Origin of the sequence: Baia soyae, assembly GCF_004341445.1 — a bacterium.
GTDB classification, from domain to species: Bacteria; Bacillota; Bacilli; order Thermoactinomycetales; family Thermoactinomycetaceae; genus Baia; species Baia soyae.
In genome coordinates, this window is the sequence record NZ_SLXV01000059.1 from 1 (window position 1) to 13,953 (window position 13,953).

The window sequence follows — 13,953 nt, forward strand, 5'->3', positions numbered from 1 at the left end:
TTGGATTCGTCAGACTTAAGTGAACCGCCTAGTGCGGAACCGCATGCTAGGTGGTGTGAGAGGTCGGGGGTTAATCACCCCCTCCTACTCGATTGTGGAATAGGCTTGCCTAAAATGGAATAAGGATTACATAACCCGTTTTTTTGAAGTTGACTAATGGTAGAGGTGGTTCATTTCATGCTGTATATTCAATATTCAATCCAAGGAACTGAAGGACTGTGTAACCAATTGATGGCCATTTTTAGGGCAGTGGGAGAAGCCTTATTCCATAGGGGTCAAGGGATGGATGTTTGCCTTGTTTTAAGTGATGTTCAAACACGGACTTCGGTTGATTTAACAAGCGTACCTCCTTTTCAACGAATACAAGTCGATTCATTTATCGATGTAGAGGGCTTATCCAAAATGCTGGAAGAAAAAGAAATACAAGTGAAACGTGCCGAGGAAGTTCAGATGCTGGATTCGGATTTATTACTCACCTGCAATCGAATGCCTATGCGAGCACCTACTCCAGCCGAAATAAAGGACTTAGGTTTACTATTCGCAAACGCTTTTCCTTGGTCTAAGGAAGTCATAAGGCTATCACATTTTATTATCGACTCCATGGCTGAATATCCTCTATGGACTGCCGCCCAGTTGCGAATCGAGAGGGATTTATTAAGTTTTTCGGATATTGGAGAATCGAGATTAGAATCCATTCGACAAAGTCAATTTGATAGTGTGATCACATTTTTCTCTGATACGAAAAACATATCTGCTCTCTATGTGGCTTCTGGATCACAGGCTGACGAGTATGCGGTCTTAGTAGACAAGTTAAGAGAAAGAAATCCTCATCTAGTGGCTATAAATAAAAAGGATATTTTTGAAAAAGATATAGAGTTACAACAAGAGTTTGATGAGTTATGCCTAGAGCAACAAGCGTTAATTGATTGGATGGTATGTACGAGGGCTCCGTTGTTCATAGGACCACACTCTTCTTCTTTCTCATACTTGGCAGCTTATATTCGTCATTATCAACACTTCACAAATCTACATCCTGATTATCAAGCATGTTGGGAAGATTGGTTCCCTCGTCTTTCCGTAACGGGAATGGCTTAGGATTATGCTTCTATAACTTTACCGTAGTACTATCGATCCATTTCTCGCATATTTATTTTATATCATGATGTGAGAGGGGATTTTAGATATGACGGTTAGTAGGGAGCAAGCAAACAGAGAGTTGTATCTGGAACTGTTAAAAAAGGCCATTCTGTTTGAGATTTATCTTGAGCATGAACAAAAATATGTGCAATTTCTGGATCCCAATAATGCTCTTTTCTCTCCTACAAAAGAAAATAGACAAAGGGGTCAAGACTGGCCTCCGATTGCGCACACTATGGTTGGCAGGGAACGTATAAATAATCTACATCAATGTATGACTTCTGTAATAAATGAAAATATTGAGGGCGACTTTATAGAAACAGGAGCTTGGCGGGGTGGATCTTGTCTTCTTATGAGAGGATTTTTGAAATCACACGGAATTACAGATAGAAAAGTCTGGGTTGCTGATTCGTTTGAAGGATTACCTGCCCCTGATCCACAGTATCCGGTTGATGCGGGCTTAACCCTTCATGAAGTAGACTTTTTAAGGGTTTCTGTGGAAGAGGTAATCGATAATTTTAAAAAATACGATTTATTAGATGATCAAGTCATCTTTTTAAAAGGTTGGTTTAAAGAAACGTTACCAGTAGCGCCAATTGAAAAAATTGCGATAGCTAGGTTGGACGGTGTTATGTATTCTTCTACAACAGAAGCCTTTATGAATCTATATCATAAGGTGTCCGTTGGTGGATATGTCATCATTAATGATTATTCAGTACCTATGTGCCATCGTGCAGTGCATGATTTCCGGAATAAGCTTAACATTACGGAATCGATTATAAACGTGGATGGATTTAGTGCATTTTGGAAAAAAACCAAAGAGATAGAAGTAGCTCAGCCAACCGAACCAGAAGTCCGGCCAACTGAGCCAGTAGTAGCCCAGGCAACTGTAGCCTCACAAGGTCATGACCGAATATACAGGTTTTAAATCGATAAGTCGCCCCACGTCAAAAATCCCTCTGCAATGTGATAGCAGGGGGATTTTTGACGTGGGGCGATACGAAAATGAAATCCTATTTATGGTATGGTAGGAGTAATAGAGAATGAAGGAGATTGTAAGGGATGGGTACATCACGAATTTTGATCGTAACTGCTGTAGAGGTAGAAAGAAAAGCCGTTCTTCGCGGGCTCGGACATGAAAATGAGAGAGTGAAAGTGATTGCTGCTGGAGTTGGCCCGGTCTCATCAGCCGTTCAAACGATACTTGAATTGGTACAGAGCCCGATTCCATTTGATCTCGTGATCATCGCAGGAGTGGCAGGTGGGTTTGTTGGACGAGCTGAGGTGGGGCATATCGTAGTCGCAGACCAAATACGATCGGGCGATTTGGGAGCAGAGTCACCAGATGGATTTATCTCCATCGATGAATTAGGATTTGGTTCGGGATCGATTGAAGTGGAAGAGAAGATGACGAAACGGATCTACCAAACCCTCATGCAGGCTGGAGTTCCCGTTTCTATGGGCCCGATCCTTACGATGAATACGACAACGGGTACGACAGAGACGGCCAAACGGTTGGTAGCAGACTATCCGGAGGCACGAGCGGAAGCGATGGAGGGGTTTGGAATCGCTACAGCAGCTCAGAAGATGAACATCCCTGTGTGTGAGATTCGTTCGATCTCCAATTTAGTGGGGCCTCGTGATCGGGATGGGTGGAAATTACAAGATGCTTTATTGATGTTAGAAGAAGCGTTTTCAAAATGTAAAGAGGTGCTATAGACGATGAAAATAGTATTTTCTTCTTGTCCAAATGATACATTTATCTATCATGCTTGGGTACATGGCTTGATTTCTGGAGCTCCGAAGCTGGATGTTACATATGCAGATATTGATAAAACCAACACTTGGGCATCCGAGTCCACTTCGTATGATGTGCTGAAAATCTCTTGTGCGGCTTTGCCATGGGTGCGTCCTGAATACGCCTTGTTGCCATGTGGTGGAGCGTTAGGTAGAGGTTGTGGTCCTTTAGTGCTGGTAAATGGGCAACATACAGAGGTAGGAAGTAGCTCATTATCAGGCAAGCGAGTAGCGGTTCCGAGTGAGAGATCGACGGCTTATCTACTGTTTCGCTTATGGGTTGCCGGACATGTTCCAGGTGGAGTAGGCGAGATTGTAGTGATGCCTTTTCATGAGATCATGCCTGCTGTGCGGGATGGGGTGGTTGATGCTGGCTTGGTAATCCATGAGGCCCGCTTTACATACCCGACATTTGGCCTGCAATTAGTGAAGGATCTCGGTGAGTGGTGGGAAGAGGATACAGGGCTTCCGATTCCGCTAGGAGCCATTATTGCCCGTCGTGATCTAGATGTAAGAGGGATTGCTTCTATCATTCAGCAATCGGTTCAATATGCTTGGGAGCACCCAGAAGCTTCACAAGAGTATATCCTCCAATTGGCTCAAGAGATGGATCTAGAAGTTGCACAGGCTCATATCAATTTATATGTAAATGAGTTTAGTGCCAATTTAGGGATCCAAGGATATCAGGCCATTGAAGCATTGCTAGGAAGAGCGGCGAGAGAAGGCTTAGTACCCGAAATGCCTAGTCACCTTTTTCAACCATTTTACCCGTGACCGACTTAATCTGTCGGTCCTGCCATTTACTACATAATAACAGAGCGATCCCTCCTAAAAGAGCCATTACCATATCCCAATGAGAGTCAAATATATCCCCTTGATACCCCATAAATTCTTGCACATTTTCGGTAAAGAGATACCCAATGAGAAACTCCCATAGTTCATACGCTGCACTAAGAGCTAACGTGACACTAAGAATCCAGATGGGAAATAGCTTCTTTTCTCGAATCTTGCTGGTCCGTATGGAAATCTCTCTCAAAAAAGCGGCCACAATCACCCCAAAGAAAAAATGTCCAAAACGATCAAAATGATTCCTTGAAAAATGAAATGTTTCCGTTATCTTTTCGAAGAAAGGGACCTCTGCATATGTATAGTGACTGCCGATCATCATAATGATGCATGAGATAAATGTGATGGTATAGGTCAGAGTAGTAAGCGGAAAACGACGGTACGTAATGAGTAAGGCAAGAATGAGGAGTACAGCTGGTCCTGCTTCAAAAAACCAGAGTGATCTTTTAACAGGCTGAATTCCAGACCAGATGAGTACTCCAAATAAAATACATAACATAATCCCCAATATCCACCTACGATTCATCTTTGTCCCCTCTTATTCTTCTTGATTATCAAATATTATTTCCAATCGAATGCGTGTTGACTCTCTCGTTACGTAATACTTTATAGTTGGAAACAGAAAGGAGCACCATTCATGAGAGTGAAAGAAGTAGCTGACTTAGTGGGAGTGAGTGTGCGCACGCTCCATCATTATGACGAAATTGGATTGCTCGTCCCAGATGAGACTTCTGAATCAGGTTACCGCCTATACTCTAATGCAAATTTAGAGTTGCTCCAGCAAATTTTATTTTTTAAAGAATTAGGCTTCTCCTTGCAAACGATTAAAGAAATCGTTCATAGTCCTACATTTGATCAACAGGAAGCACTGCAGATGCATCATCAAACGTTACTAGAAAAACGGCACCGTCTCGATAAAATGATCCAAACCGTGGAGAAGACGATTCAACATGACAAAGGGGAGATTCAAATGACAACAGAAGAAAAGTTTGAGGGATTTGATTTTCGTTCGAATCCGTATGAACAAGAAGCGAGGGAACGTTGGGGGGATGAAGCCGTAAATCGGTCGAATCAGAAAGTGGCTCAGATGGGACCCGAGATCCAAAAAGAAATGAATGATCTCTACTTCCATCTAGCAAGTATTCGGCATATGTCTTCAGATTCAGAAGAGGCACAATCCGCTATTGCCAAGTGGTATGATCTGTTACAAAGCTTTGGTGACTATACGCCAGAGGCATTTCGATCTTTAGGAGAGATGTATGTATCAGATAAGCGATTTACGAAAAATATCGATCGTTTTGGTGAAGGATTAGCTACGTTTATGTGTGATGCGATGGGAGTTTATGCAGACCGTCATCAAAAGTAGAGCAAAGAACTTCTTCCTTATTTTGAAGGGAGAAGTTCTTTTGGCTATGTTTTACGAATGACGCTTGCTAGATCGTCTTTCATCATTTGCAATCGCTCAGCACCTACTTCATCTATTAAATGTTGTTCGATCTCATTCAGAATTTTTTCTTTTGTTTCCACGACTAATCGACCACGTTCGGTTAAGACAACGATTTTTCCTCGTTTATCGGTAGGATGTGGTTTTCTCAGTACATAATGTTTTTCCTCTAGATAATCGACTATTTTGCTCACTGCCTGCTTAGTAATTCCGAGATGGTCAGCTAGTTCGATTCCTGTAGCCCCATTATTTATGGCGATATATTTAATTAGATATCCATGTACAGGCCGGATATCATGAAAACCTAATTCAGATAGTCTCTGGTGTAATTTATCGATTAGTATTTGAAAAGATGTGGATAGTAGGGATACCAGATCCATATTGCTCATTTCGAAGCCTCCTGATTTATTTAGTCTACTAGGTTGACTACATGTGATAATAAGTGTACTATGTTGTATATGGTCAATCAAGTTGACTATATGTGAGTGAGAGACTATAACAAATTAAATGGAGGCTTTTGATATGGCTAACATTGTAAAAATAAGAGCGAGTGTATTTTCTCCGGTGTTTTGGACAGAACCTAAACCAGATGGCGATACAGGTAATATAATTGAATGCTTAGGTGATGGACGTGAGTTTACACCTCATGCAGGGAATACATTTCGTTCCAGAGTGGAGCAAGAGGTGGTAGTGGACTTTCAGAAACGAGAGATCTTTTCGTTTGAGAGCACAGGTATCACAGTAGAAAAATTCACTCACCCAGATGGATCGATTAGCTATAAAGAAGATAGAGCGAGTACAGAAAACATCAAGTGTATTCATACGAAATGGGAAAAAGATGGCGTTCATTTTCAGATGACAGCAAGTGCGCGTAACCCATTGCAAGATATACCTACTGTGGATTATCTATTAACCGTTCATGTGAAGGAAAGCGGCAGAGTGGAAGTGACAGGTGAACATGATGGATTCCCTTGCTTTGAGTTTTATAAGCAAACGGATTTTGGTCCATTTGTAGAAATTTATACTCATGACTGTAGAAAGAATGGTGAGACTCGGGAAGCGCTGGGTGGAGATATGGAGTACAAGTTTCATAAGGTGATCTCATAAGATGAGTGAATAGGGTTGTCGGATGGATATTTCCTCTGACAACCCTATTTCTCTACTTACCTGATTTGACCATAACCTTATCTAGTTGCTTTAAATATAGAACTCGAACGATAAAGAAATAGATGAACTGGACTACGAAGAACCCAGATACACTTATTAAAGAAGGGGTCAGCATCTCCCATAGTGGAAGATGACCAAGTATATCTTTATTTAAGATCTGTAGACTCAGTATAGCTTCCAATCCTGCAACGATAAGCGGGATGAAAAACAGCATAGCAATTTGAATCGTACCAGTCCGTCTCATCTGGCTAGTGCTGAGGCCAACTTTGGAAAGCATATGATAGATACGCTGATCCTGATTTAAATCGGTATATAGTTTGAAATATAGGAAGCTGGCAGTGGCAAGCGAGAAAACAGCTGCGATAAAGATACAGATAAAGCTGAGTAGACTTGTTGAATGTTTGAATTCTATATAACTACCTGCTCTAGTCGAAACATAGCCATCCTCGCTCATAACACTCTTCTCTATTTTTTTACTAATCTTAACTTGATCAGAATCTGAGAGAGGGGGCTTTTCCCCGGACCAAGCTGGAACAGAATAGTATACAGATCTAATCCCTGAGGATAGATTTTTTTCTTTTACTGAACTGGCTTGAATCTGTTGAAAGGCTTCATCATTTACAACTAAAAGGGGGCGATAACTGGTAATCCTTTTATCGATTCGCTCCACGATCTGATACTTCGATACTTTTTGACCTACCTGTATTCCTCGCTTATCTGACTTAGGAGCGATATAGATAGCCTCTCCAGATTTTAATTTATAAGAAGCATTCAGTCCAAGCAGCTTAGATAACTGCCTATAACTAGATTCATTCGTCACATTTACGGAATTATCATCAGTCAGCTGAATCTCAGATAGCTCAGCAATCGCCTTATCATACTTAATCCCTGAGTTCTCTAATTCTTGATCCATTTTCTGCATATCTGTTTTCCAGTTTTTGTACTCTTTGGTAACATTGAAAGTAATAGCAAAAGGCACTTCTTTATAAGAATCTTTTCCCACATAATCGAATGACTGGACAAGGCCAATCGCCACAGAAGCCATGGCAGTCACAATCGTGATCATGAAAAACATCCGTGCATTATCCTTTATCTTATAAGCCATCTCTGAAATCCATAACATCCTAGTACCTTTCCAGAAGAAAGAGCGATTTTTTTTTAATAGTCGCATCACATACACACTAAATTGAGTAAAGAAGAGGTACGTTCCAATAATCCCTAGTGTGAGGGCCAAAAGGATCGTATTAAAGTTTGTGTACAATAAATAGTATGCAGTGACGATTAACAGGATGGATAAAAGAACGAGCAGGATATGTGCTTTTGGTTCTTTCTTTGGCTTGCTTGTCCCCATTAATAGCTCCAACGCTACTTTTTGACGGATAGAGAAGAGGGTCAAAAAGGAGATCACAATATATAGAGCAGAGAAGGCCGCTATCGTGAGCCCTATCGCTTTTACGGGTAGGTAAAAGGAAAGCTCTGTCTCTACAATATTAGATCCATATAAGAGAAACAGTTTTGCAAAAAGGAGTCCACTCAGGATTCCGGTCACAATCGAAGCGAATCCAATCAGTATATTTTCTAGGAAAATCAGCTTATTAATCTGTTTTCGTTGTGCCCCTAAGATCGTCAACAGCCCAAATTCTTTGTTTCTGATCTTCAAAAAAGCACTGATTGAATAGAGCACAAATAAAAATGAGAAAACAAAGGTCACATAGGCTGCTGCTGTCATTCCCATTTTAGCCTGATCTCCCAGGTCTGATTTTGCCAACTCTGGATGAAAAATGAATAGAGCATAGGCAAAGAAAATCATAACGGCAAACGAGCTACTCAAAAAGTAGGCAGAGTAGGCACGTCGATTCCGCTTGACGTTATTAAATGCGAATTGGCGAAAGTTCATGTTCTATTCCTCCTAACTCCACGATAAATTTGGTTAACACATTTTCTATTTTTATAATCCACTCTTAGTATGTTCATTACAAAATCACTCCTCTTTTCCTATCATGTGCGTGCAGCTAATAATGTATCATGTATATAAGGTAGTAAATATCGATAAACCTTATATGAATCTTAAAAGATTGTAAGGTAGGGGGATGAAAAGGATTATGAAAAATGGTTCTGTGGGTTACATGAAGTACGTTGTGATGGTGTTACTAACCGTGATGGCGGTTGCAAGTCCGATTGCTTCTGTTTCCGTTCTTGCGGCACCGGATTATACGGATTTGGCGTATCGATGGGCGCCCGTTCATTATCAGGATACGGACGATACGGATTCGGATGCAGATTACATCACGGCTATGAATTATGATGGAGACTGGGTGATGAATAATAACTGGGAGCACCAAGATGATGATGCGAGTCGTCTCAAGGGATCGGTTACATATTCGGTTACGGAGACACAATCCCATTATTTCTTGATCTATACTTTTTATCATCCTCGTGATTGGGTGGATTATCCTGATTTTGGGCTGGACACACATGAAAATGATGCAGAAGGCGCGATGATGATTGTCAGGAAGGATGGCACGACCCATGGTAAGTTAGAAGGAATGGTGACGGTTTATCATAATGACTTTTACTCGTATACGCCAGCGGGAAGTCAATTAACAGATGGTAAGGAAAATATCGATGGTCCGATTCGCATGGTGGATTACGGCGGAGTGAGTCGCCCAACTACTTACCAAGATGCAAAAGGACATGGCATCTATAATTGGAATGGTAAAAACTTTCCTGGTGGAGATGGTGTTATCTATTATCCAGATCGCCAGACATCCGAAGCTCCTTCCAGTGGAAATGATCGCTCTGTCAAATACACCTTGGTAAACACATTTGCTCCTGGTGGCCTCTGGGATCATCGTTATGATCCAGACACATTTGCTAGTTGGGGAACCTTTAAGGGTGATAACGGGAAAGACAATGCTGCGAATACGGCATGGAAATGGAATGATTCCAACGATGGCCCTGTTGAAGCAGGAGAGATGGCAATGGATCCTGTCCATTTGATGGAAGTTTATTTTGGTAACCTAGGTTCTTATAGCCGCACATATGTATATAATGGGTATCGCTAGGCAATCGGGAATCTCTTATGAGGAGCGATCTAGGATGGACGAGCGTGAGAAATCAGAAGTCGTCGAAACAGATGTGGTGATTGTGGGCGGTGGGCCAGCTGGGATGGTACTCGGAATGATGCTGGCTCAGGCTAACGTAGAGGTAACGATCGTAGAAAGCCAAGCGAATTTTGATCGCGAATATCGGGGTGAAGTGTTGCAACCCCGATTTTTGCAGTTAATGGAGCAACTAGGAATGCGTTCATATATCGAGAGTCTCCCGCATGCGCAAGTGAGAGCGGGTACTTTCTTTCAAAAGGGACGAAAGTTAGGGGAGTTTGCCTTTCATCGATTTATCCCTGAGATCCCGTACGCTATCTGGACCCCACAACCGATCTTGTTACAAGCTTATTATGACTATATGAAAGACTCGCCTCACTTTCATATGAAGTTTCATGCATCCGTAAAAGCATTGCTACGTGACAATGGGCGCGTAACCGGTGTCGTGATTGAAACAGAGAAGAAGGAACGAACGGAAATCCGGGCCAAAGTGACCGTAGGAGCGGACGGACGATTTTCTGCGATTCGCCGATTAGGTGGGTTTCAGCTCGAATATGAGGATTATCCCGGCGATATCATCTGGTTTAATATTGATCAACCTGAGAATCCACAAGATGTATTGCAATTTCATATGACAGATAAATATCCCTATCTAACCTTGCCCAAATACCCGAATCTCCTACAAGTCGGGATCGTATTGGGAAAAGGGAGATGGAAGCAGATCCAACAAGAAGGGATTGAATCGTTTAAAGCAGATTTGGCGGAAATGTCTCCTGCGTTTCACCCCTTCTTACAAACGGTTACCAGCTTTCGTTCGTTTTTTCCTTTACAAGCGAAGACACAATATGTGAAGGAGTGGGCGCAGGATGGGTGCCTACTGATTGGGGATGCTGCACACTGTTCCTCACCAGCAGGGGCTATTGGCGTATCGTTGGCTGTCACCACTTCCGCGATTGCCGCTGAGACGATCTATGATTCGCTAAATAAAAACGATGTATCTGCCAGCTCACTCGGTCGTGTCCAGCAAGTGCGTGATTCAGAGATCCGTATGATTCACCGAATTCAAATGCGGATGGGGCGGATGCTATTTAATCGACATCCGATTCTCAATAAGCTACGCCCCTATTTTCTCGCACTATTCACTCGTACGCCTATTGCCACGACCGTATTGAGGAAAATGATGACTTTACCAAAAGATATCCACATAGATGAGAGGTTTCGATTTAAAGATAAATCTTCTAGAAAGGGGTGAACCTTACCATATGGAATCGCAAAAAAGAAAAATTGATATGAAAAAGTTTATGGGGCTGATTAACCTACAATCATTACCAAAAGCCATGATCGTTTTAGTGTTAGCTCTCAGTTTGCTTTCTACGGTAGCGAGCCTCATCGTTCCACTCTTTACCAAAAACCTGATCGATGTCATCTCCCTGGATCACTTTCAATACCAATTTATCTGGTTTTTGTTAGCTGCTTTCTTAGTACAAGGAATCGCCGGTGGAGTCTCTACCTACTATCTGGCGTATCTGGGAGAGAAAGTAGTAGCCAATATTCGAAAGCAGATTTGGAAGCAAACACTTCATTTACCTGTTACCTTTTTTGATCAAAATCGTTCAGGCGAGACGATTAGCCGTATTAATAATGACACGGCTGTGATTAAAGAATTGATCAGTAACCAGCTTGTTTCCATTTTTACGGGGATGATTTCTCTAATCGGCTCTCTATCTATCTTGCTATACCTAGATTGGTCGATGACACTCGTGATGCTAAGTGCCGTGCCTGTCATATTTCTCATCATGCGACCGCTGGGTAAGCAGATGAGGCAGGTTTCGAAGCGGCTACAAACGGAAACGGCCCAGTTTACCAGTACCATTACCCAAGTGATCTCGGAAATTCGCTTGGTGAAAGCTTACGTGGGTGAGCCTGTAGAACGGAAAAATGGAGATCAAGGAATTGACCATCTTTTTGACATAGGGCTAAAAGAAGCTCGCATATTTGCGATCTTACAACCCCTAATGGGCTTTGTGATGATGTTTATGTTGGTCGTCATCATCGGATACGGAGGGTATCGTGTATCGACGGGAGACCTGACGGCAGGAGATTTGGTAGCGTTTATCTTATATTTGTTCCAAATCTTGCTACCGATTACGATGTTAACGCGTTTCTTCACAAGCTTGCAGAAGGCAATGGGAGCAACGGAGCGGATCATTGAAATCCTCGAACATGACCGTGAACCAGAGATGCCTGAGGAAGAAAGCAATCTGCTTAAAGTAGATACTACCGTCCCGATTTGTTTTGACCATGTTAGCTTCTCGTACCTCAATCATGAGGCAGTGCTACACGATGTTACCTTTACGATTCAGCCTGGAGAAGTAACGGCAATTGTGGGACCGAGCGGAAGTGGAAAGACGACAATCTTTTCCCTAGTGGAGCGCTTTTATCATCCGAGCTCAGGAACCATTCGGATCGGGGATGTTTCGTTAGAAGATTTAGATCTGAGAGAGTGGAGAAGTTGTATTAGTTATGTATCTCAAGAGAGTCCTCTTCTCGCAGGAACGATACGGGAAAATATCTGTTATGCCATGCAGAGGGAAGTGACGGAAGAGGAGATTCTTCGTGCGGCTGAACAGGCGTATGCTGCTGAGTTTATTCAAGATTTGCCACAAGGGCTTGATACTCAAGTAGGCGAGCGTGGGATCATGCTTTCAGGTGGTCAACGTCAACGGATTGCCATCGCACGAGCTATCTTGCATGATCCGAAGATTCTCATGTTAGATGAGGCGACTTCGGCGCTGGATTCTACTTCGGAAAAGGTTGTTCAGGATGCGTTGCAAAACTTGATGCAAGGTAGAACAACGTTGATTATCGCTCATCGATTATCAACTGTTGTGGATTCGGACCGAATTCTGGTGTTAGAAAAAGGGACATTGACTGGGGTTGGAACGCATGAGGAATTGTTGCAGAGTCATTCGCTTTATCAGCGTTTGGTGGAACAACAGTTTCGGTTGGAGATAAGGGATTCGGTTGATTTATAGGTATGTATGGGAGTAAGAAAAACCATCTATTGGAAGTTGATCTTACATTCCAATAGATGGTTTTTGTTTATTCGATAAAAATATGGGAAAGTTCCCTATTCTTTTATGTCTAGAGGAAGACAAGCCTTCTTTATTTGCAGCAACAATGACGACGACATAGGCGTTTGCAAAGATGATGACAATGGTGGCGACTATGACCGTGTCGACGACAACGGTGATAACAATGGTGATGACACTTGTGATGACAATGACATTTGGAACCAGAAATCTTCATCTTATACACCTCCTTGTTTTTCATACTTTAAAAGTGAGGAGGTCAATTTTAGAGAAAAAGAAAGTGATGGAAGATACAATATATTATATGATTTGAAAACGATAAAAACACGGACAAATTCAATTTTTGGCTTATGTCTAGAGAAACTGATTCGCTATTCATTTCTGTGAATTTATTTTATACTGTAAAGTAAGTATGTTTATGGCGAGGGATTTTACATAACAAGGGGAGTGAAATCTGTGACAAACCGACCGGAGTGGAAAGAGTTTATAGAAGGAACGTTAATAGAAGCGCTTGATATTGAGTTAGTAGAGTTAGGTGAGAGTAAGGTAGTTCTCACTATGCCGGTAGGTCCTAAGACTAGGCAGCCAATGGGGCTTTTGCACGGCGGGGCATCTGTGGCTCTAGCTGAAACGGCGGCCAGTATCGGGGCGTATTTTAAAGTGGCACCTATGGGAAAAGGGACAGTGGGTCTAGAGATTAATGCCAATCATATTCGCTCAAAAAAAGATGGGATCGTGACCGCGATTGCGACGGTTCTTCATGAGGGGCGTACGACGATGGTGTGGAACATTGAGATTGTAGACGAAGAAGGGAATTTGCTCTGTATTTCGCGTTGTACGATGGCGATTATCGGTGCGAAATAGAGAAATGGATGAAGCCTCCATTTAGAATTCACTAAATGAAGGCTTCATTTTTAGGTCTAACTTGCTTTTATCTTTGCTGGAGTCTGACTCTGACTCACTTTATGAACAGGTATTTGTATAAACAGAATTAGACTTATGATGCCAAAGAAAAAGATGATCCCTCCCATTGTCCAAGAAGGGAAGATGGCACCTAATGAAACAGCTAAAGATCCCAATATTAAAGCTCCTAAATTTCCAAATTCATTGGTCGCCATATACGATCCTCTACTTTCCAGAGGGATGATATCAACCATTAGAGATTGTTGAATGGGTATGTACATTAATTCACCTGCGACAATGAGAAATTCAGAGAATTGTTCCAGGGGTATCGCGCGAACTAAGAACAGATGATGTAACTTGAAGTGAAGCCAAAAAGTTAGACACGAAGTTTTAAGCAACCCGCAGGGTATGCGTTCGGTATTGAACCGGGCTCATGCCCTTTAGTTTTATCTTCAAGCGTTTG

At 42.1% G+C, this 13,953-nt stretch carries 13 protein-coding genes and 1 pseudogene; 10 read left to right on the forward strand and 4 right to left on the reverse strand.

Annotated elements, in window-relative coordinates; all coding sequences use genetic code 11:
- The first annotated feature begins 177 nt into the window (after positions 1 to 177).
- The 4 genes and pseudogenes from EDD57_RS13475 (at position 178) to EDD57_RS13490 (ending at position 3,708) form a co-directional block, all read left to right on the forward strand.
- Positions 178 to 1,095 carry an O-fucosyltransferase family protein gene (locus EDD57_RS13475; protein ID WP_165873833.1) on the forward strand — a complete coding sequence of 306 codons (918 nt, stop codon included), beginning with the start codon at positions 178 to 180 and terminating at the stop codon, positions 1,093 to 1,095.
- Positions 1,096 to 1,183: 88 nt separating this feature from the next.
- Positions 1,184 to 1,951, forward strand: a pseudogene (locus tag EDD57_RS13480) (TylF/MycF family methyltransferase); the annotation flags it as partial.
- 248 nt (positions 1,952 to 2,199) lie between these two features.
- Positions 2,200 to 2,856 (forward strand): futalosine hydrolase, encoded by a 657-nt coding sequence (locus EDD57_RS13485; RefSeq protein WP_131849937.1) that lies wholly within the window; start codon positions 2,200 to 2,202, stop codon positions 2,854 to 2,856.
- Between the two features lie 3 nt (positions 2,857 to 2,859).
- On the forward strand, positions 2,860 to 3,708 hold the full coding sequence (locus EDD57_RS13490; protein ID WP_131849938.1) for a 1,4-dihydroxy-6-naphtoate synthase: 849 nt from the start codon (positions 2,860 to 2,862) through the stop codon (positions 3,706 to 3,708).
- On the opposite strand, the gene EDD57_RS13495 is transcribed toward EDD57_RS13490, so the two are convergent.
- The gene (locus EDD57_RS13495) at positions 3,677 to 4,306 is read right to left on the reverse strand and encodes a DUF2238 domain-containing protein (protein WP_131849939.1); all 630 of its coding nucleotides are present in this window, start codon (positions 4,304 to 4,306) and stop codon (positions 3,677 to 3,679) included. The genes EDD57_RS13490 and EDD57_RS13495 overlap by 32 nt on opposite strands.
- A 111-nt stretch (positions 4,307 to 4,417) precedes the next feature.
- Between EDD57_RS13495 and EDD57_RS13500 the strand changes: the two genes are divergently transcribed.
- Positions 4,418 to 5,146 (forward strand): MerR family transcriptional regulator, encoded by a 729-nt coding sequence (locus EDD57_RS13500; RefSeq protein ID WP_131849940.1) that lies wholly within the window; start codon positions 4,418 to 4,420, stop codon positions 5,144 to 5,146.
- 44 nt (positions 5,147 to 5,190) lie between these two features.
- Here EDD57_RS13500 and EDD57_RS13505 read toward each other — a convergent pair whose 3' ends face one another.
- Entirely contained in the window at positions 5,191 to 5,613 is a 423-nt protein-coding gene (locus EDD57_RS13505; protein ID WP_131849941.1) for a MarR family winged helix-turn-helix transcriptional regulator, read from the reverse strand.
- Between the two features lie 133 nt (positions 5,614 to 5,746).
- On the opposite strand from EDD57_RS13505, the gene EDD57_RS13510 reads away from it, so the two are divergent.
- A complete protein-coding gene (locus tag EDD57_RS13510) occupies positions 5,747 to 6,331 on the forward strand; it encodes a DUF3238 domain-containing protein (protein ID WP_131849942.1) in 585 nt (194 codons plus the stop codon).
- A gap of 52 nt (positions 6,332 to 6,383) precedes the next feature.
- On the opposite strand, the gene EDD57_RS13515 is transcribed toward EDD57_RS13510, so the two are convergent.
- A complete protein-coding gene (locus EDD57_RS13515; protein ID WP_131849943.1) occupies positions 6,384 to 8,288 on the reverse strand; it encodes an ABC transporter permease in 1,905 nt (634 codons plus the stop codon).
- Between the two features lie 205 nt (positions 8,289 to 8,493).
- Between EDD57_RS13515 and EDD57_RS13520 the strand changes: the two genes are divergently transcribed.
- From EDD57_RS13520 to EDD57_RS13535, 4 genes are all read left to right on the forward strand, one after another.
- Positions 8,494 to 9,456, forward strand: coding sequence for a hypothetical protein (locus EDD57_RS13520; protein WP_207896841.1), 963 nt, complete (start codon positions 8,494 to 8,496; stop codon positions 9,454 to 9,456).
- 34 nt (positions 9,457 to 9,490) lie between these two features.
- Positions 9,491 to 10,747: an FAD-dependent monooxygenase gene (locus EDD57_RS13525; protein WP_131849944.1), complete on the forward strand. Its 1,257-nt coding sequence runs from the start codon at positions 9,491 to 9,493 to the stop codon at positions 10,745 to 10,747.
- Positions 10,748 to 10,757: 10 nt separating this feature from the next.
- Positions 10,758 to 12,530 carry an ABC transporter ATP-binding protein gene (locus tag EDD57_RS13530; protein WP_131849945.1) on the forward strand — a complete coding sequence of 591 codons (1,773 nt, stop codon included), beginning with the start codon at positions 10,758 to 10,760 and terminating at the stop codon, positions 12,528 to 12,530.
- 513 nt (positions 12,531 to 13,043) lie between these two features.
- A complete protein-coding gene (locus tag EDD57_RS13535; RefSeq protein ID WP_243649563.1) occupies positions 13,044 to 13,451 on the forward strand; it encodes a hotdog fold thioesterase in 408 nt (135 codons plus the stop codon).
- Between the two features lie 56 nt (positions 13,452 to 13,507).
- Here EDD57_RS13535 and EDD57_RS13540 read toward each other — a convergent pair whose 3' ends face one another.
- A complete protein-coding gene (locus tag EDD57_RS13540; protein WP_131849946.1) occupies positions 13,508 to 13,705 on the reverse strand; it encodes a hypothetical protein in 198 nt (65 codons plus the stop codon).
- Positions 13,706 to 13,953 lie beyond the last annotated feature (248 nt).